Here is a 17,986-nt window from a genome sequence, read left to right as displayed (position 1 = left end):
CAAGTTAAGATTGAGAGTCGTACATTGATTTCCCCACTGAAATGGATTGCCGGCACGATGCTGTGTGTTGCATCGGCCTTGTCTCCCCTGGCCGCCCTGGCCCAGGTGCCAGCCACCGTCTCTCCTGCCGCACCGGACACGCGCAGCGAGGACGATGCCTTCCTGCTGCTGCGCGACGCCGCGCGCAAGGATGACGCCGAAAAAGCCGACTTTTATGCGGGTCGCCTGACGAATTACCAGATTCCATCGTATGTTGACTATTATCGGCTGAAACCGCGCATCAAACTGCTGACCGAGGCGCAATTTCGCGATTACCTGAACCGCTACAAGGGCAGTGCCATCGCCGACCGTTTCCGCAACGACTGGCTGCTGGAGCTGGGCCGCAAGCGTGATTGGGTCGTGTTTGACGAGCAATACCCGCAATTCGCCCTCGATGACGACACCCAGCTCAAGTGCTATGCGCTGATGTCGCGCGCCGCCAAGGGGCAGAACGTGGCGCCCGAGGCGCGCAACCTGCTCGTGTCGCCGCCCGGCTATGGCGAAGCGTGCGGCAGCCTGATCGCCATGTTGGCGCAAAATGGTCAATTCGACACGAATGACCTATGGGCGCAGATTCGCCTGGCGGGCCAGACGAATGCCACTGGCCCGGCGCGCCGCATCGCGCTGCTGCTGGGTGCGTCCGACGCGAAGATGGCGCAAGCCATCGATTTACCGGCGCTGATGCTGGCCAAGGGACCGGGACCCAGCCGCGCCGACCATGAAATGTACCTGGTGGCCGTCGGCCGCATGGCGAAAAGCACCCTGAAACTGGGCGTGGTGGCGCTGCAAAAAGCCAGTGGGCAGCTGACGCCGCAGGAGCAGGCCATCGGCTGGGCCAACCTGGCCTTGCAGGCATCGTATTCGCTGGCGCCGGAAGCGTTTGAATATTGGCAAAAATCCAATGGCGCACCATTGACCCTGGAGCAGATGCAGTGGAAAACGCGCATAGCCCTGCGTGAAGGCAGCTGGCCCGTGGTGAAGGCGTCCATCCAGGCCATGCCCGCCTCCCTGCGTACGGACCCCACCTGGGTCTACTGGCTGGCGCGCGCACAGCAGGCGGAAACCCCGGGCCGCCCGAATACCCAGGCCGATACCCTGTACCGCACGATTGCCGACCAGTCGAATTTCTATGGCTTGCTGGCCAACGAAGAACTGGGCAACCATTTGGTCTTGCCGCCGCCGGGCCAGCCCGTCACGCCGACGGAAATCGCCGCCATGGCCGCCAATCCGGGCTTGCAGCGGGCGCTGAAATTTTTCAACATGCGCTTGCGCTTTGAAGGCACGCGCGAGTGGAACTGGGAATTGCGTTCGATGACGGATCGCCAGCATCTGGCGGCCGCAGAATTTGCGCGCCAGAACAATGTGCTCGACCGCATGGTCAATACCTCGGACCGCACGCGCCTGGAAGTCGATTACACGCAGCGCTACCCGACGCCGCACGACGACGTCATGCATCCGGCCACGCAAACCCTGGGCCTGGATAAAGCCTGGGTGTATGGCTTGATTCGCCAGGAATCGCGCTTCATCATGGATGCGCAGTCGCATGTGGGCGCGTCCGGCCTGATGCAGGTGATGCCGTCGACGGCCCGCTATGTCGCCAAGAAGATCGGCCTGACCGATTTCGTCACGGAAACATTGAGCGATGTGCGCACCAACGTCTTGCTGGGAACGAATTACCTGAACATGGTGCTCGGTGGCCTCGATGGTTCGCAAGTGCTGGCCAGCGCCGCCTACAACGCGGGACCGGGGCGCTTGCGCATCTGGCGCGCCACCATGACGCGTCCGCTGGAAGGGGCCGTGTTCGCCGAAACGATTCCGTACACGGAAACGCGCGGCTACGTGAAAAACGTGATGGCCAACGCCACCTATTACGCGGCCCTGTTCGAGAAGCGCCCGCAATCGCTGAAAGCACGCCTGGGTACCGTGGGGCCGAAAAACAGCGCCATCGCGGCCGATTTGCCTTGAACCATACCTTTGATACCCGACCATGCAAACGACTATCCTTGACCCCAGCCTGACGCAAACCCTGGCCGCCGCGCGTGAACCGGGCCTGACCCTCATCATCGGCAACAAGAATTACTCATCGTGGTCGATGCGCCCGTGGGTGGCCATGACAGCCTTCGGCATCCCGTTCCAGGAAGTGCGCGTGCTGCTCGACCAAAGCGACACGGCCACTAAAATCGCCGAATATTCGGCCTGCGGCCGGGTGCCCGTGCTGCTGGCGGGAGAAATAACCATCTGGGACAGCCTGGCCATCTGCGAATACCTGGCCGAGCAGTTTCCTGACAAACACATGTGGCCGCAAGACGTGGCCGCGCGCGCCATGGCGCGTTGTGTTTGCGCGGAAATGCATTCCGGCTTTGCCGGCTTGCGTACGGATATGTCGATGAATATCAAGGCCAAGTTGCCGGGCAGGGGCCGCACGGCTGCCGCGCAGGCGGACATAGGCCGCATCAGCGAAATCTGGGAAGAGTGTTTGTCGCGCTTTGGCCACCACCAGTTCCTGTTTGGTGAGTTTTCCATCGCCGATGCGTATTTTGCCCCCGTCGTCATGCGTTTCCGCACCTATGGCGTGAGCCTGGCGCCGGCCCTGAACGCGTATTGCGAGCGCGTGCAGGCGCACCCGGCCGTGGCGCGCTGGATCACGGAAGCGCTGGCGGAGACGGAAGTGGCTGCCAAGCACGACGCGGAATTACCTGATTAAGAAAAGAGTGTTATGAAGATTTACACGGTCGGTGGTGCGGTGCGCGACCAACTGCTGGGCTTGCCCGTGAAAGACCACGATCACGTCGTCGTGGGCGCGACGCCCGACGACATGCTGCGCCAGGGCTTCCGGCCTGTCGGCAAGGATTTTCCCGTGTTTTTGCACCCGAAGACGCAGGAAGAATACGCGCTGGCCCGCACGGAACGCAAGACGGCACCCGGCTACCGGGGCTTTGTCTTCCACACGGCGCCCGACGTCACGCTGGAAGAAGACCTGGTGCGGCGCGATCTCACCATCAACGCCATCGCCCGGGCCGAAGATGGCAGCCTGACGGACCCGTTCGGCGGCATCGAGGATATTCGCAATAAGATTTTCCGCCACGTCTCCGATGCGTTCGGCGAAGACCCCGTGCGCATCTTGCGCCTGGCCCGCTTTGCCGCACGTTTTGACGCTTTCACCGTGGCACCGGCCACCATGGCCCTGATGCGGCGAATGGTGGCGGATGGCGAAGTCGATGCCCTGGTGGCCGAGCGCGTCTGGCAGGAAGTGGCCAAGGGGCTGATGGAAAGCCATCCTTCGCGCATGCTGACGGTGTTGCAAGAGTGCGGCGCGCTGGCGCGCATCATGGGGGAAATTCAGCTCAGCGAACGCTTGCTGCAGGTCATCGACCATGCCGCTGCGCAAGGTCATGAATTGCCCGTGCGCTTCGCCGCCTTGATGCTGCATGTTAGTAAGGATGCCATCGAGCAACTGAGCGAGCGCCTGCGCGTGCCCAACGAGTGCCGCGAGCTGGCTGTCATGGCGGCGCGCGAGCTGGACAATATCAACGGCGCGCTGAACTTGACCGCCGAAGCCGTGGTGAGCATGTGCGAACGCTGCGATGGCTTGCGCAAGCCGCAGCGCTTTGCGCAGATGCTGCAGGCCGTGGCGTGCGATGGGCTGGTCGCGGGCGACTTTGCGCCGGCGGCACGGCTGCAGGGCGGGCTGGACGCGGCGCGCGCCGTGAATGCGGGCGCTTTGGCGCAGGGCTGCGTGGAGCCGAAACGCATCCCCGAAGTCATCCATGCGGCGCGGGTGGCGGCCGTGCAAGCATTCCTGGCTCAGGCTTGAATGGTGGGAATAGGCTACAATGGCGACATAATGTTGCACTGCACAATATCGGCCTGACGTGCCGCAGCACCGCCCCAGGAGTCGTCGTGACCTTACCCAAGTTATTTCAAAATCCGTTTCGCCGCTGGCTCAGTCGTAGCGGCGGCGGGCGTCCGACCGTACTGGTCAAGCAGTTGCATGAGCGCGACCGGCGCCGCATGATGAAGCATTTCCTGTCGCTCGAAAAAAGCGATCGTTTGCTGCGCTTCGGCAGCGCCTTGCCCGATGAACTGGTGGCGCAGTACGTGCAGAAGATGGATTTCTCGCGTGACATGATTTATGGCGTCTACAACAGCCTGTTCAAGCTGGTGGGCGTGGGCCATCTGGCGTTCGCGCCGAAGGACAAGTCGCCGGCGAAAAGTGTCGTGACGGACAAGGAGCAGGTGGCCGAGTTTGGCGTGTCCGTGTCGAAATCCATGCGCGGCATGGGCGTGGGCTCGAAACTGTTCGAACGGGCGGCGATTCACTGCCGCAATAACGATGTCGATACCCTGTACATGCATTGTTTGTCGTCAAACAAGACGATGATGCATATCGCCAAGAAGGCAGGCATGGAAATCCAGCGCGACTATGGCGAAGCTGATGCTTATTTGAAACTATTGCCGCCGAACCCGACCAGCATGCTGCAGGAAGCCGTGCAGGAGCAGTTTGCCATGTTCGACTACACGTTCAAGGCGAACGCGCGCGCCGCATTCAAACTGTGGGATCGCTTGCCAGGACGCAAGAAGAAGCCCGAGCCACCGTCACCGCCGTCACAGTAAGGGCAGGGCCGTCGTATCCTTGATGCGCTGCAAGGCAAAGCTCGATTTCACGTCCAGCACGGCCGGGTGGCGCAGCAATGTCGCCATCATGAAGCGCGAAAAGTGCTCCATGTCTTCCACGTGCACGCGCAGCAGATAATCCATTTCCCCCGTCATCGCATAGCAAGCCACGACTTCGGGCCAATGCGCGACGGCCACGGCGAAGTCGGCGCGCGGCGAGGTATTCGTCACCAGGTTGGGCGCCAGTACCCTTGCCGTGCTGTGGGCGGTGGCGTCGCTGTGCTTTTCCAGTCGCACATTCACATAGGCCAGCAAGCCCAGGCCGATCTTTTCCGGGTCCAGCAGGGCCACGTACTGGCGGATGACGCCCGCTTCTTCCAGCCGTTTGACGCGGCGCAAGCATGGCGACGGCGACAGGCTGACCTGTTCGGCCACGTCCTGATTGGACAGGCGGCCATCGGCCTGCAGGACGGCAAGGATCTTGCGGTCCGTTTTATCCAGCGTAATTTTGCTCATGCTTCCTCCGGCGGTTCTCGTTTCACGCAATATTATTGCGCAAATCATGATTGTTCGGGAGATCTTTGGCATTTAATGCCCGTGACCCACGCCTATACTGTGCGCTACTTCTTGGAGGAGACATCATGCAATTTCAGCCTTGGGATAACCCGATGGGTACCGATGGTTTCGAGTTCGTCGAGTATGCAGCACCAGACCCAAAAGCATTGGGCAAGCTGTTCGAGAACATGGGCTTCACGGCCATCGCGCGCCACCGCCACAAGGATGTGACCCTGTACCGTCAGGGTGACATCAATTTCATCATCAATGCCGAACAAGATTCGTTCGCGCAGCGTTTTGCCCGCCACCACGGCCCATCCGTGTGCGCCATCGCCATCCGCGTCGACGACGCGGCCTTTGTGTACCGCCGCGCGCTGGAACTGGGCGCCTGGGGTTTCGACAATAAAACGGGCCCGATGGAGCTCAATATCCCTGCCATCAAGGGCGTGGGCGATTCCCTGCTGTACTTCGTCGACCGCTGGCGCGGCAAGGGCGCCGACAAGCCAAACGCGGCCGCACCGGGCGGTATTGGCGACATCAGCATCTATGACGTCGATTTCGTCGCCATTCCCGGCGCTGTCGCCAACCCCGTCGGCCATGGCCTGACGTATATCGACCACCTGACGCACAATGTGCACCGTGGCCGCATGAAGGAATGGGCGAGCTTCTACGAAAGCCTGTTCAACTTCCGCGAAGTGCGCTATTTCGACATCGAAGGCAAGCTGACGGGCCTCAAATCCAAGGCCATGACTTCGCCATGCGGCAAGATCCGCATTCCGATCAACGAATCGTCGGACGACAAGTCGCAGATCGCCGAATACCTGGACCAGTACCATGGCGAAGGCATCCAGCACATCGCCCTGGGCACGGACAATATCTACTCTTCCGTGCAAGGCATGCGCGATACAGGTATCGATTTCCAGGACACGATTGAAACTTACTATGAACTGGTCAACCGCCGCCTGCCGAACCACGGCGAGCAGCTGGAAGAACTGCGCCGCCTGCGCATCCTGATCGATGGCCACAGCACGGAAACGGAACGCGAACTGCTGCTGCAGATTTTTACGCAGACGGTGATCGGTCCGATCTTCTTCGAGATCATCCAGCGCAAGGGCGACCAGGGCTTCGGCGAGGGCAATTTCCGCGCCCTGTTCGAGTCGATCGAGCTGGACCAGATCAAGCGAGGCGTGCTGAAAGATACGAATGCGGCGTAATGTTGCTTTGTAGCAAGTAGTAGTAAAAATAGTAGCAAAAAGGCAGCGACGCGGGAGTGCAGTGCAGCAAAGAACTGCGCGCATTCCTGTGGTAGTCTACGACAAACAAGTCATTTTTCCGCACCGGCATTGCTCACAAAGCGCGGCCGGTACGTGTGAGTTCAACCGACTTTGCACGCGTAGCACAGAGAACAATGGAGACAAGTAATGAATGCACCAATCAAGGGCTCGAGTCTTGAGCCGGGCGCGCACGCGTCCGAGATTTCCCTGAACGACAAATACACGCTGGAGCGTGGACGCGCCTTCATGACGGGCACGCAAGCGCTGATCCGCCTGCCCATGCTGCAGCGCGAGCGCGACCTCAAGGCTGGCCTGAACACGGCCGGCTATATCACCGGTTACCGCGGTTCGCCTGTGACGTCCGTCGACATGACGGCGATCAAGGCCAAGAAATACCTCGATGAACACCACGTCAAATTCCACCCGGGCCTGAACGAAGACCTGGCCGCCACGGCTGTCTGGGGCACGCAGCAAACGAATCTGTTCGAAGACGCGAAATACGACGGCGTCTTCGGCATGTGGTACGGCAAGGGCCCTGGCGTCGACCGCTGCGGCGACGTGTTCAAGCACGCCAATAACGCCGGTTCCGCCAAGCACGGCGGCGTGCTGGTGCTGGCCGGCGACGACCATGCGGCCAAATCCTCGTCCACCGCGCACCAGTCCGACCATATCCTGAACGCCTGCGGCATCCCCGTGCTGTACCCGTCGTCGGTGCAGGAATACATCGACTACGGCTTGCACGCCTGGGCCATGAGCCGCTACACGGGCCTGTGGGTATCGATGAAATGCGTGACCGACATCATCGAGTCGGGCGCCGCCGTCGATTTCGACCCGGACCGCGTGCAGATCGTGTTACCGACCGACTTCGAAATGCCGGCAGGTGGCCTGAACATCCGCTGGCCCGACACGGTGCTGGAACAAGAAGTGCGCATGAACAGCTACAAATGGTATGCGGCGCTGGCGTATGCGCGTGCCAACAAGCTCAATAAAATCATCTGGGACAGCCCGAAGGCGCGCATCGGCATCATCACGGCCGGCAAATCCTACCTGGACACGCGCCAGGCGCTGGCCGACCTGGGCATCGACGAGCAGACGGCGTCCGACATCGGCATCCGCCTGTACAAGATCGGCATGACCTGGCCGCTGGAAGCGGACGGCGTGCACGAATTCGCTAAGGGTCTCGATGAAATCCTCGTGGTGGAAGAAAAGCGCCAAATCCTTGAATACGCGCTGAAGGAAGAACTGTACAACCTGAAGGATGGCGAGCGTCCGCGCGTGGTCGGCAAGTTCGACGACACGGGCGAATGGAGCAACCAGAAGGGCACGGGACACGGCGACTGGCTGCTGCCGGCCACGTATGAGCTGAACCCGGCCATGATCGCCCGCGCGATTGCCAGCCGCATTTCGCGCTACTACGCCGGGCATCCCGTCGAGCAGCGCGTGAAGGAACGCATCGCCTACCTGGAAGCCAAAGAGAATGTGCTGAAAGCGATCAGCGCGAAACCCGATCCGCAGAAAGACCGCACGCCGTTCTTCTGCTCCGGCTGCCCGCACAATACCTCGACCAAGGTACCGGAAGGCTCGCGCGCGCTGGCCGGCATCGGCTGCCATTACATGGTGCTGTGGATGGACCGCGAGACGTCGACGTTTACCCATATGGGCGCCGAAGGCGTCACCTGGGTGGGGCAGGCGCCGTTCACGAATGAAAAGCACGTGTTTACCAACCTCGGTGACGGCACGTATTTCCACTCGGGCATCCTGGCCATCCGCGCCGCCGTCTCGGCCAAGGTGAACATCACCTACAAGATTCTGTTCAACGATGCGGTAGCGATGACGGGCGGCCAGGAATTCGACGGCCCCCTGTCTCCGGCCATCATTTCGCGCCAGATCGCCGCCGAAGGCGTCGGTCCCATCATCGTTGTCACGGACGAACCGGAAAAGTACCCGGACGATTACGCCTGGGCGGAAGGCGTCACCGTGCGCCACCGTTCGGAACTGATGGACGTGCAGCGCGAACTGCGCGACATGCCCGGCGTGTCTGCCATGATTTACGACCAGACCTGTGCCTCGGAAAAACGCCGCCGCCGGAAACGCAATGAGTATCCGGATCCGGCCAAGCGCGCCGTCATCAACGAAGCCGTCTGCGAAGGCTGCGGCGACTGCTCCGTGCAATCGAACTGCCTGTCGGTGGAACCGCTGGAAACGGAACTGGGGCGCAAGCGCCAGATCAACCAGTCGTCCTGCAACAAGGATTTCTCGTGCACGACGGGCTTCTGCCCAAGTTTTGTCACGGTGGAAGGCGGCGGCTTGAAGAAGCCGAAGAAGGCGGCTGGCGCCGACAAGGATGCACCGGCGGTGCCGGCCTTGCCGACACCAGTCATTCCCTCGACGGCGGAACCATTCGGCATTTTAGTGACCGGCATCGGCGGCACGGGCGTGGTCACCGTCGGCCAGATCCTGGCCATGGCGGCCCACGTGGAAGGCAAGGGCTGTTCCGTGCTGGACATGAGCGGCCTGGCGCAAAAAGGCGGCCCCGTGATGTCGCACGTGCGCCTGGCTGACCGCCAGGAAGACATCCACTCGACCCGCGTCGGCACCGGTGCGGCCGATCTCGTGATCGGCTGCGACCTGATCGTCACGGCCAGCCGCGATGCCCTGTCGCGCATGGGAGAAGGACGCAGCTGGGCCATGATCAACTCGACCAGCTCGTCGACGGCCGCCTTCGTGAAAAACCCGGACTGGCAATTCCCAGGCGCTTCCGCGCGCATGGAAATCGAAAAGGCCTGCGGCAGCGACCACGTGGACTTCATCGATGCGGGCCAGATCGCCACGGCGCTGATGGGCGACTCCATCGCGACGAACATGTTCATGCTCGGTTATGCCTGGCAAAAGGGCAAGGTACCGCTCACCGAAGCGTCCATCATGAAGGCCATCGACTTGAACAACGTCTCGGTGGCGTTCAACAAGGCCGCCTTCAACTGGGGCCGCGCGGGCGCCCACGATACGGCCAGCCTGGTGCGCATGACAACCCCCGCCAAGGTGGTGGAATTCAAGCGCATTGACACGCTCGACGATGTGATCGAAAAGCGCGTGGCCCTGTTGACTGCCTATCAGGACCGCGCGTATGCGCAGCAGTACCTGGACTTCGTCGGCCAGGTGCGCGCCGCCGAAAGCGCCCTGAATGGCCCGCATCTGCGCCTGACGGAAGCCGTGGCCCGCTACTTCTACAAGCTGATGGCTTACAAGGATGAGTACGAAGTGGCGCGCCTGTACACGGACGGCGCCTTCCAGGCGAAGATCGCCGCCATGTTCGAAGGCGACATCAAGCTCAAGTTCCACCTGGCGCCGCCGATCATGGCGAAAACGGATGCCCAGGGCCATCTGATCAAGAAGGAATATGGCCCGTGGATGCTGAAGGCGTTCGGCGTGCTGGCCAAGTTCAAGGGCTTGCGCGGCACGGCCTTCGACGTGTTCGGCCATACGGCCGAGCGCAAGATGGAACGCGCGCTGATTGCCGAATACCGCGCGACGGTTGGCGGCTTGCTGCCGAAACTGACGACGGCCAAGCTGGCGCAAGCCGTGGCCATTGCCAGCATCCCGGAAGACATCCGCGGCTATGGCCATGTGAAGGAGCGTCATTTGAAGGCGGCGAAAGAGAAGGAAGCGAGTCTGCTGATCGCCTTCAACGCGCCAACGCCGCTGCCGCCCGTCGTGGCAGCGCCCGTGGCGGCCACCGTGGCGTGATGGGGTGAACTTTACGCTGTAACAATGGCGCCTGCGGGCGCCATTTTTTTGTGTCAAAGAAAACAACGCCTGTTTGTAAAACGCATTATAATTTTTCGATAATTTCTTTCTGGAAAGTTTGTCATGCCTTCCTTGCGCTTTTCCGCCCTGGCGGTTCCCCTTGCTCGTCCTCCTGCTCTTGCTCTTGCATTGCTGTTGAGTGCCTGCGGCGGTGGCGGTGGCAGCGATAGTGCACCCGTCGTCCCGCCCGTGGCGCCGACGGGCCCCACGGCGCTGGTCGCTGCATCCACGGTGGTGAACCGTTGCGCGGCGCCGCGCAGCGGCAGCAGCATCGACAAGCCGGGCACCTTGCTCGATGAGCTGACCTGGGTGCGCAGCTGGATCGATGAAACGTATCTGTGGTACCGCGAAGTGCCGACCTCGTACCTGCCGCAAAGCTTTGCCACGCCGAAGGCGTATTTCGATGTGCTCAAAACGACTGCCACGACGGCGTCCGGCAAGCCCAAGGACCAGTTCCATTTCACGTATACGACGGCGGAATGGGAAGCCTCGCTCAACGGCGTGGAACTGGGTTACGGCATGCTGCTGGCCATCACACAGACCACGCCGCCGCGCAAGGCCGTGATCTCCATCGTCGAGCCGGGTTCGCCGGCGGCGCTGGCGGGCTTGCGGCGCGGCGACGTGCTGCAAACCGTCGACGGAACCGATTTCGTCAATGCCCCCGATACGGCCAGCGTGAATATCATCAACGCGGGCCTGTTCCCTGCAGCGCAAGGCACGCACACGCTGGGATTCAGCCGTGGTGGGACGGCGCTGAGCGCCACCCTGCAGGCCGTCGAGGTCAGCACCAGCGCCGTGCAGAACGAGCGCATCATCGACACGCCCACGGGCAAGGTGGGCTACCTGACCTTCAATACGCATAACAACGTGGCCGAGCGCCAGCTGGTCGAGACCATGCGCCGCTTCCAGGCTGCCGGCATCAGCGACCTGGTGCTCGACGTGCGCTACAACGGCGGCGGCTACCTCGATGTCGCCAGCGAGCTCGCTTACATGATTGCAGGTCCGCAAGTCACCACCGGCAAGACCTTCGAGCAGGTGCTCTTCAATGACAAGACCACGCCGGAAGCGCCCATGCCATTCCATGCGCAAAGCCAGGGTTTCGGCGGGCCGAACCCCCTGCCCAAGGGGACGGCGCTGCCTTCGCTGGGTCTCAAGCGGGTGACCTTGCTGACAACGGGCAATACCTGCTCCGCCAGTGAAGCCATCATCAACGGCTTGCGCGGCGTGGATGTGCAAGTCAACCTGATCGGCGGTACGACGTGCGGCAAGCCCTACGGTTTTTACCCTGCACCGAATTGCGGCACCACCTATTTCGCCGTGCAGTTCCAGGGTGTCAACGCCAAGGGCTTTGGCGACTATGCCGATGGCATGGCGCCTACCTGCAACGTGACGGACGACTATCAGCACCAGCTGGGTGACGCGGCGGAAGGCATGCTGGCGGCGGCGCTGCGCTACCGCAGCAGCGGCAGCTGCGTCCCGGCCACGGGCGCGACCAGGCTGTTGAGTTCGATGGAGAGTCCGGTCGACACGGCCACGCGCCTGTTGCGGCCGTCTTACAAGGAAATTGCCATCATGCGCCGTTAAAGCGCATGTTTCTGCCATGAGCTAGCCTGCGCGCCTGGCGTTTTCCTGCTCATGAATCTTTCTATATAACAATTTTGATATATAGAAAGATGAATCCATTCGTTCTGGAATGACTGGCATTTTGCTATCTTGCCGCTTTTCTCCCACCTTGAGAAGCGCAACGATGTCGAAACAGTTCAAGTTAACACCGCTCAGCCTTGGCGTACTGGCCATCCTGGGCGGCACCGCATGGCAGGCGCACGCGCAAACGCAAGCGCCCACAGCGGATCAGCAGCCGGCGGCCACCCCGCCAGCCGTCGTGGTCACCGGTTCGCGCATTCCCCGCGCCAGCCTGGAAGGCCCGTCCTCCGTCACCATCCTGACCGGCGATGAAATCACCAAGCAGGGCTACAAGAACGTCTTCGACGCGCTGACCAGCCAGGTGCAGAACAGCGGCTTTACGCAAGGCGAAGATTACGGCAATACCTTCACGCCGTCGGCCAATACCATCAGCCTGCGCGGCCTGGGTCCGAACCATACCTTGATCCTGCTGAATGGCCGCCGCCTGGCCGACTTCCCCATCGCCTATGACGGCGCCGTCAACTTCACCAACCTGGCGAACATCCCGTCTAGCATTGTCGATCGCATCGAGATCCTCAACGGCGGCGCCTCGGCCATCTATGGCTCGGACGCGATCGCCGGCGTGGTCAACGTGATCCTGAAAAAACAGGCGGAAGGTTTCGATATCAACGTCAAGCTGGGCGGCACCTCGCGTGGCGGCGCCGGCAACCAGCGTGTGCAGCTGACGGGCGGCGGCAATTTCGACAAGCTGCATACCCTGTTCAGCGTGGAATTGAGCGAGCGCGACCCGTTGTGGAGCATGGACCGCGACTTCATGACCAGCCGCTCGGGCGTGCCGACCACGGTCGCTTCGCGTCGCGTGATGGCGTCAGGCACATCCGGCCGCTATGTGGACCTGGGCGACACTTGCAGCCAGTTTGGCGACATGTTCGGCGGCAGCGTCAGCAAGTACACGGCAAAAAATGGCAGCTATTGCGCCAGCCCGAAAGCCCGTCCCACTTACTGGACCACGCAGACCAAAAATAGCAGCCAGAACGTGTTTGGCAGCGCCAATTACGAGCTCGATGCCGATACGACCTTGTTTGCCGACTTCCTGCTTGGCAAGAACAAGACCGTCAACACGACGCGCGGCCCGTCGTGGACCTCGGCCTCGCTGGGCAACGGTTACTTCCTGAACCAGAACAGCGGTGCCTACGAAGAGTGGACCCGCTTCATGTCGCCCGAGGAAATCGGCGGCGTGCAGCGCTACAAACGCAGCTGGGACGACATGGCGACCGCCATCTCGCTGGGCGCCAAGGGCCGCATCCCGGGCACCGCATGGCAGTATGAAGCCAACTACAACGCGTCTGTCTACAAGAGCGAAGGCCACACGCCGCGCATATTGTCGAACATCGACAGCTTCTTCCTGGGACCCAAGCTGGGCACGGATGCCAAGGGCGTGGCCATCTACGCACCGGATGCGGCGCGCCTGTCTCGCCGCCTGACGCCCGCCGAATTCGACAGCATCAGCGGTTACAGCGACAGCAATGACAAGGCATGGACGAATACGCTGAGCCTGGCTACGAATGGCGACTTGTTCCAGCTGCCTGCCGGCACGGTGAAAATCGCCACGATAGCTGAAGCGAGCAAGCAGGGCTTCAGCAACGAACCCGATACGCGCATCGATGAAGGCTATTTCAATATCGCCACCGGTTCGGGCACCACAGCCGGCACCCGTTCGCGCTATGCGCTGGGCGCGGAATTGAATGTGCCGCTGCATGAAAAGCTGACGGGTACCCTGGCTGGCCGCTATGACCGCTACAGCTTTGCCGGCCGCAAGGAAGGCAAGTTCACCTACAACGGCGGGCTGGAACTGCGCCCGGCGCCCGAGCTGCTGTTCCGCGCCAACTACGCCACCAGCTTCCGCGCGCCGGACATGAATTACATCTACCAGGCCCGCGGCAAAGGCTATTATTCGAGCACCACCGACTACTACCGTTGCGACGCTGCCGGGCAAGCCATCGAAGGCTGCGAATATGCCAATAAATCGCCTGGCGCCGATTACGTGCAAAACGGCAGCCGCGACCTGCAGTCGGAAAAGGGCAAGTCCTTCGGCGTGGGCGCCGTCTGGTCGCCGAGTTCCAATTTCGACGTCTCGGTCGACTACTGGAGCATCAAGATCGACGACCTCGTGACCAACCTGAGCGCCGACAAGCTGCTGCGCGATGAATCCGACTGCCGCCTGGGCAAGGCCGACATCGGCTCGCCGACCTGCGTCGATACCGTGGGCCGCATCGAGCGTTACGCGGCCAATGCCTTGAACAAGGCGGGCGAGATCAAGACCATCACCGTCAACCCGATCAACGCAGCCAAGCAAAGCAGCAGCGGCGTCGACATCAGCCTGAAGTATTTGCTGCGCACGACAGACTATGGCCGTTTTGCCTTCAAGGCCAACTACGCCCGGGTGCTGAGCAAGAAATCGCAGCAATTCGTCGGCGATGAAGAGACCGACGAAACCAAATCGATGACGAACATGGATTGGCCTGACAAGCTGAACCTGAGCGTCAACTGGGCGGCTGGCGACTGGTCGAATACCTTGCTGGTCAGCCGCTACGGCAAGGTGCCGAATGCCGCCGGCACCGGCTACCTGACGCCAACGGCGCTGGCCAACATCAGCACCGTCTATCGCATCAATGACCGCGCCACCGTCTCGCTGATCGTCAACAATGTGTTCGACAAGATCAAGCGCGATACCAGCAATGGCTGGCCGTACTACCCAATCGGCAATTACAGCCCGCAAGGCCGCCAGGGATGGATCGAGTTCAACTACCATTTTGGCTCGTAACTCACGCTTGGCAGAACAAGGCCGGAGCAGCTGACGCTGTTCCGGCTTTTTTATTGGCCGCTGCGTTTTTACCTGACCGCCACTCTATAATTGCCCGCTTGTCCCCCTTGATGGAGCTAGCCCGATGCTACGCCATGTCCTGTTGTCCGCCGCCGTGTTTTCCCTGTTTTCCGTCAACGCGCATGCCGCACGCGATATGCGGCAGTTTTCCCTGAGGACGGTGGCCGAGTACTCGGGTTTCCAGCAGACCGGCCGCTACGAGGAGGTGGAAGCCTTGTGCCAGCGCTTCGAGGAGCACCATCCGAAACAGGTGCGCTGCTTTGAATTTGGCCGCACGCCGGAAGGACGACGCATGCTGGCGCTGGCCGTTTCCAACACGGGAGCGCTGACGCCGGAGGCGGCCAAGCTGCGCAAGTTACCGGTACTGCTGGTACAGGGCGGCATCCATGCGGGCGAAATCGACGGCAAGGATGCCGGTTTCCTGGCCCTGCGCGAAGTCTTGGAAGGCAAGGCGGCCGCCGGCGCGCTGGACAAGCAGGTGCTGCTATTCGTGCCGGTGCTGAATGTCGACGGCCATGAGCGCTTTGCTGCCTGGAACCGCCCGAACCAGCGGGGGCCGCAGGAAATGGGCTGGCGCAGCACGGCGCAGAATTTCAATTTGAACCGTGACTACATGAAGGCCGACTCTCCCGAGATGCAGCACATGCTGGCGCTGGTCAATGCCTGGGATCCTCTGGCTTACGTGGACTTGCACGTGACGGACGGCGCGCAGTTCGAACCCGATATCTCGATCCAGGTCGAACCCGTGCACGCGGGCGATGCGGCCTTGCGTGTGGCGGGGACGGCCCTGCGCGACGGCGTGCTTGCCGACCTGGCAAAGCAGGGTTCCGATCCGAAGCCGTTCTACATGTCGTTTGCCGAGGAAGACAATCCCCAGTCGGGTTTTGTCGATTCGACGCCGAATCCGCGCTTTTCGCACGGCTATTTCCTGTTACGTAACCGTTTCGGCGTGCTGGTGGAAACCCACTCGTGGAAGGACTACCCGACCCGTGTGCGCATCACGCGCAACACCATCATTTCCCTGCTGTCGCACATGGCGCAGCACGGTGCCGCATGGCAGCAGACCGCAGTGGAGGCGGACATGCGCGCGATGCAGCTGGCCGGCAGCCAGCTTCCCCTCAGCTACAAGACCACGGAGAAAAGCCGCATGATCGCGTTTCGCGGCTATGCCTATACGCGTACGCCGTCCGAGGTCTCGGGCGCGCTGATGACGCGCTATGACGAAAAGACGCCGCAAATCTGGAACGTGCCCTTGCGCGACGAGATCGTGCCCGACCTGCAGGCGGCCGCGCCGAAGGCCGGCTACCTGGTGCCGCGCGCGCAGGCGGCCATGGTGGGCGCCAAACTGCGCCAGCACGGCATCGCTTACCAGGAAATGAGCAGCATCATCGCCAGGCAGAATGTGGAAGTCTTCCGCGCCACACAAGTGAAGTTTGGCGCGCAGTCGTTCGAAGGACGCCAGACGCTGGCGGTACAGGGCGAATGGCAAAAGGAAGAGCGCCTGGTCGATGCGGGCGTGCTGTACGTGCCCGTCAACCAGCCGAAGGCGCGCCTGGTGATGGCGCTGCTCGAACCGCGCGCGCCCGATTCGCTGCTGGCCTGGGGCAGCTTCAACACCGCGTTCGAGCGCAAGGAATACATGGAAGACTATGTGGCCGAGGATGTGGCGCGCGCGCAGATGGCGGCCGACCCGGCGCTGGCGGCACAATTCCGGCAGAAGCTGGCCGACGAGCCCGCGTTTGCAAAGAATCCGCATGCGCGCCTGGAGTTTTTCGCCCGCCGCCACGCCTCGTGGGATGAGCGGCTGAACCTGTATCCGGTCATGCGTGTCGACGTGGCGCCCGTCAGTTTCATGGATTGATAAGGCCCATGATGACCGTGATGCGAAAATGCCAGCCTTCCAATCCTCCGCGTCAGCGGCCACCTGTTCCATGCATCGGTTTCCCATGACGGAAAAAAAGCAGAAAAAAATTCTCCTGTTGAGCGTCTCTGCCGGCGCCGGCCACATGCGCGCGGCGCAAGCCATCGAGGCATATGCGGCGCGCGATGACGGCACCGGTCTCGCGGCAAAGGCCCGTCATCTGGATGTGATGGACTTTGTCACGCCCGCATTCCGCAAGCTGTACACGGATTTTTACATCAAGCTGGTCAACAAGGCACCCGCGCTGTGGGGCTATCTCTACCATGCCAGCCATGACGCGCCCAAGGATAGCTCCATGCAGCGCCTGCGCCGTGGCATCGAGCGCCTCAACACGCGCGCCCTGATGGCGCAGATCGCCGCCTTCCAGCCCGACGCCATCATCTGCACGCATTTTCTGCCGGCCGAACTGTTGTCGCGCGCGCTGCGCCAGGAACAGCTGGCCTGCCCCGTCTGGGTACAGGTCACCGACTTCGATTTGCACCGCATGTGGGTGCAAGAACGGATGCAGGGCTATTTTGCCGCCACCGACGAGGTGGCGTTCCGCATGCGCCACGAAGGCATCCCCGCCGACCGCATCCACGTGACGGGCATCCCGATCATGCCCGCGTTCGCGCAAGTGCCGGAGCGCGTGCAGTGCGCGCAGGCATTTGGCCTCGACCCGCAGCGCACGACCATCCTCCTGATGGGCGGCGGGGCCGGTCTGGGCAGCCTGGAGACCGTCGCCGCGCGCCTGCTGGCGCTGGACGGTGACTTCCAGCTGATCGTGCTGGCGGGGAAAAATAACGCCGTGCTGGCGGCGTTGCGGGACTTGGCCAGCCAGTACCCGGGCCGCTTGCTGGCGCAAGGCTTTACCAGCGAAGTCGAGCGCCTGATGGCCTGTGCCGACCTGGTGATCACCAAGCCGGGCGGGCTGACCACCTCGGAATGCCTGGCCCTGGGCTTGCCCATGATCGTCAATGCGCCGATTCCCGGCCAGGAGGAGCGCAACGCCGACTATCTGCTGGAGCAGGGCGTGGCCTTGAAGGCCTTCGATGCCGTGACCCTGGAATATCGCGTGCGCCATTTGCTCGACCATCCGCAGCAGTTGCAATCCATGCGCGCGAAGGCCCTGGCGCTGGGCCGCCCGCGCGCCGCCTGCGACGTGCTGGCGCTGGTACTGGACGACGGGCGCGCTGGCGCCGCTCTTCGATAACAAGGGCATCACGACCGTGATCAGCCTGCGCTCCTTCCAATCTCGACGAGATACGCGCG

11 protein-coding genes are annotated in these 17,986 nt (G+C 62.0%); 10 read left to right on the top strand and 1 reads right to left on the bottom strand.

Annotated elements, in window-relative coordinates; translation table 11 throughout:
* Nucleotides 1-24 precede the first annotated feature (24 nt).
* The 4 genes from ACQ4WZ_RS21340 to ACQ4WZ_RS21325 all read left to right on the top strand — a co-directional run bounded on the left by ACQ4WZ_RS21340 (nucleotide 25) and on the right by ACQ4WZ_RS21325 (nucleotide 4,653).
* Complete coding sequence (locus tag ACQ4WZ_RS21340) at nucleotides 25-2,004, top strand: lytic transglycosylase domain-containing protein (RefSeq protein ID WP_436574480.1); 1,980 nt, start codon at nucleotides 25-27, stop codon at nucleotides 2,002-2,004.
* Between the two features lie 22 nt (nucleotides 2,005-2,026).
* Nucleotides 2,027-2,743 carry a glutathione S-transferase family protein gene (locus tag ACQ4WZ_RS21335; RefSeq protein ID WP_101483536.1) on the top strand — a complete coding sequence of 239 codons (717 nt, stop codon included), beginning with the start codon at nucleotides 2,027-2,029 and terminating at the stop codon, nucleotides 2,741-2,743.
* 12 nt (nucleotides 2,744-2,755) lie between these two features.
* Complete coding sequence (locus ACQ4WZ_RS21330; RefSeq protein WP_436574479.1) at nucleotides 2,756-3,853, top strand: tRNA nucleotidyltransferase/poly(A) polymerase-related protein; 1,098 nt, start codon at nucleotides 2,756-2,758, stop codon at nucleotides 3,851-3,853.
* Nucleotides 3,854-3,939: 86 nt separating this feature from the next.
* Nucleotides 3,940-4,653 carry a GNAT family N-acetyltransferase gene (locus ACQ4WZ_RS21325; protein WP_133988845.1) on the top strand — a complete coding sequence of 238 codons (714 nt, stop codon included), beginning with the start codon at nucleotides 3,940-3,942 and terminating at the stop codon, nucleotides 4,651-4,653.
* On the opposite strand, the gene ACQ4WZ_RS21320 is transcribed toward ACQ4WZ_RS21325, so the two are convergent.
* Nucleotides 4,645-5,169: an Lrp/AsnC family transcriptional regulator gene (locus tag ACQ4WZ_RS21320; protein WP_070220829.1), complete on the bottom strand. Its 525-nt coding sequence runs from the start codon at nucleotides 5,167-5,169 to the stop codon at nucleotides 4,645-4,647. The genes ACQ4WZ_RS21325 and ACQ4WZ_RS21320 overlap by 9 nt on opposite strands.
* Before the next feature lie 125 nt (nucleotides 5,170-5,294).
* On the opposite strand from ACQ4WZ_RS21320, the gene hppD reads away from it, so the two are divergent.
* The 6 genes from hppD (at nucleotide 5,295) to ACQ4WZ_RS21290 (ending at nucleotide 17,927) form a co-directional block, all read left to right on the top strand.
* Complete coding sequence (gene hppD / locus ACQ4WZ_RS21315; RefSeq protein ID WP_436574478.1) at nucleotides 5,295-6,422, top strand: 4-hydroxyphenylpyruvate dioxygenase; 1,128 nt, start codon at nucleotides 5,295-5,297, stop codon at nucleotides 6,420-6,422.
* Between the two features lie 207 nt (nucleotides 6,423-6,629).
* Nucleotides 6,630-10,226, top strand: coding sequence for an indolepyruvate ferredoxin oxidoreductase family protein (locus tag ACQ4WZ_RS21310; RefSeq protein ID WP_101483540.1), 3,597 nt, complete (start codon nucleotides 6,630-6,632; stop codon nucleotides 10,224-10,226).
* 123 nt (nucleotides 10,227-10,349) lie between these two features.
* Nucleotides 10,350-11,870: a S41 family peptidase gene (locus tag ACQ4WZ_RS21305; protein WP_436574477.1), complete on the top strand. Its 1,521-nt coding sequence runs from the start codon at nucleotides 10,350-10,352 to the stop codon at nucleotides 11,868-11,870.
* A 163-nt stretch (nucleotides 11,871-12,033) separates the two neighbouring features.
* Nucleotides 12,034-14,754 carry a TonB-dependent receptor plug domain-containing protein gene (locus ACQ4WZ_RS21300; RefSeq protein ID WP_436574476.1) on the top strand — a complete coding sequence of 907 codons (2,721 nt, stop codon included), beginning with the start codon at nucleotides 12,034-12,036 and terminating at the stop codon, nucleotides 14,752-14,754.
* A gap of 124 nt (nucleotides 14,755-14,878) precedes the next feature.
* Nucleotides 14,879-16,675, top strand: coding sequence for a M14 family metallopeptidase (locus ACQ4WZ_RS21295; RefSeq protein WP_133988842.1), 1,797 nt, complete (start codon nucleotides 14,879-14,881; stop codon nucleotides 16,673-16,675).
* A gap of 85 nt (nucleotides 16,676-16,760) precedes the next feature.
* Nucleotides 16,761-17,927: an MGDG synthase family glycosyltransferase gene (locus tag ACQ4WZ_RS21290; protein WP_436574475.1), complete on the top strand. Its 1,167-nt coding sequence runs from the start codon at nucleotides 16,761-16,763 to the stop codon at nucleotides 17,925-17,927.
* Nucleotides 17,928-17,986 lie beyond the last annotated feature (59 nt).

The organism is Janthinobacterium darwini, from assembly GCF_051380905.1.
GTDB lineage: Bacteria > Pseudomonadota > Gammaproteobacteria > Burkholderiales > Burkholderiaceae_D > Janthinobacterium.
This window is presented reverse-complemented; position numbering and strand designations above follow the sequence as displayed.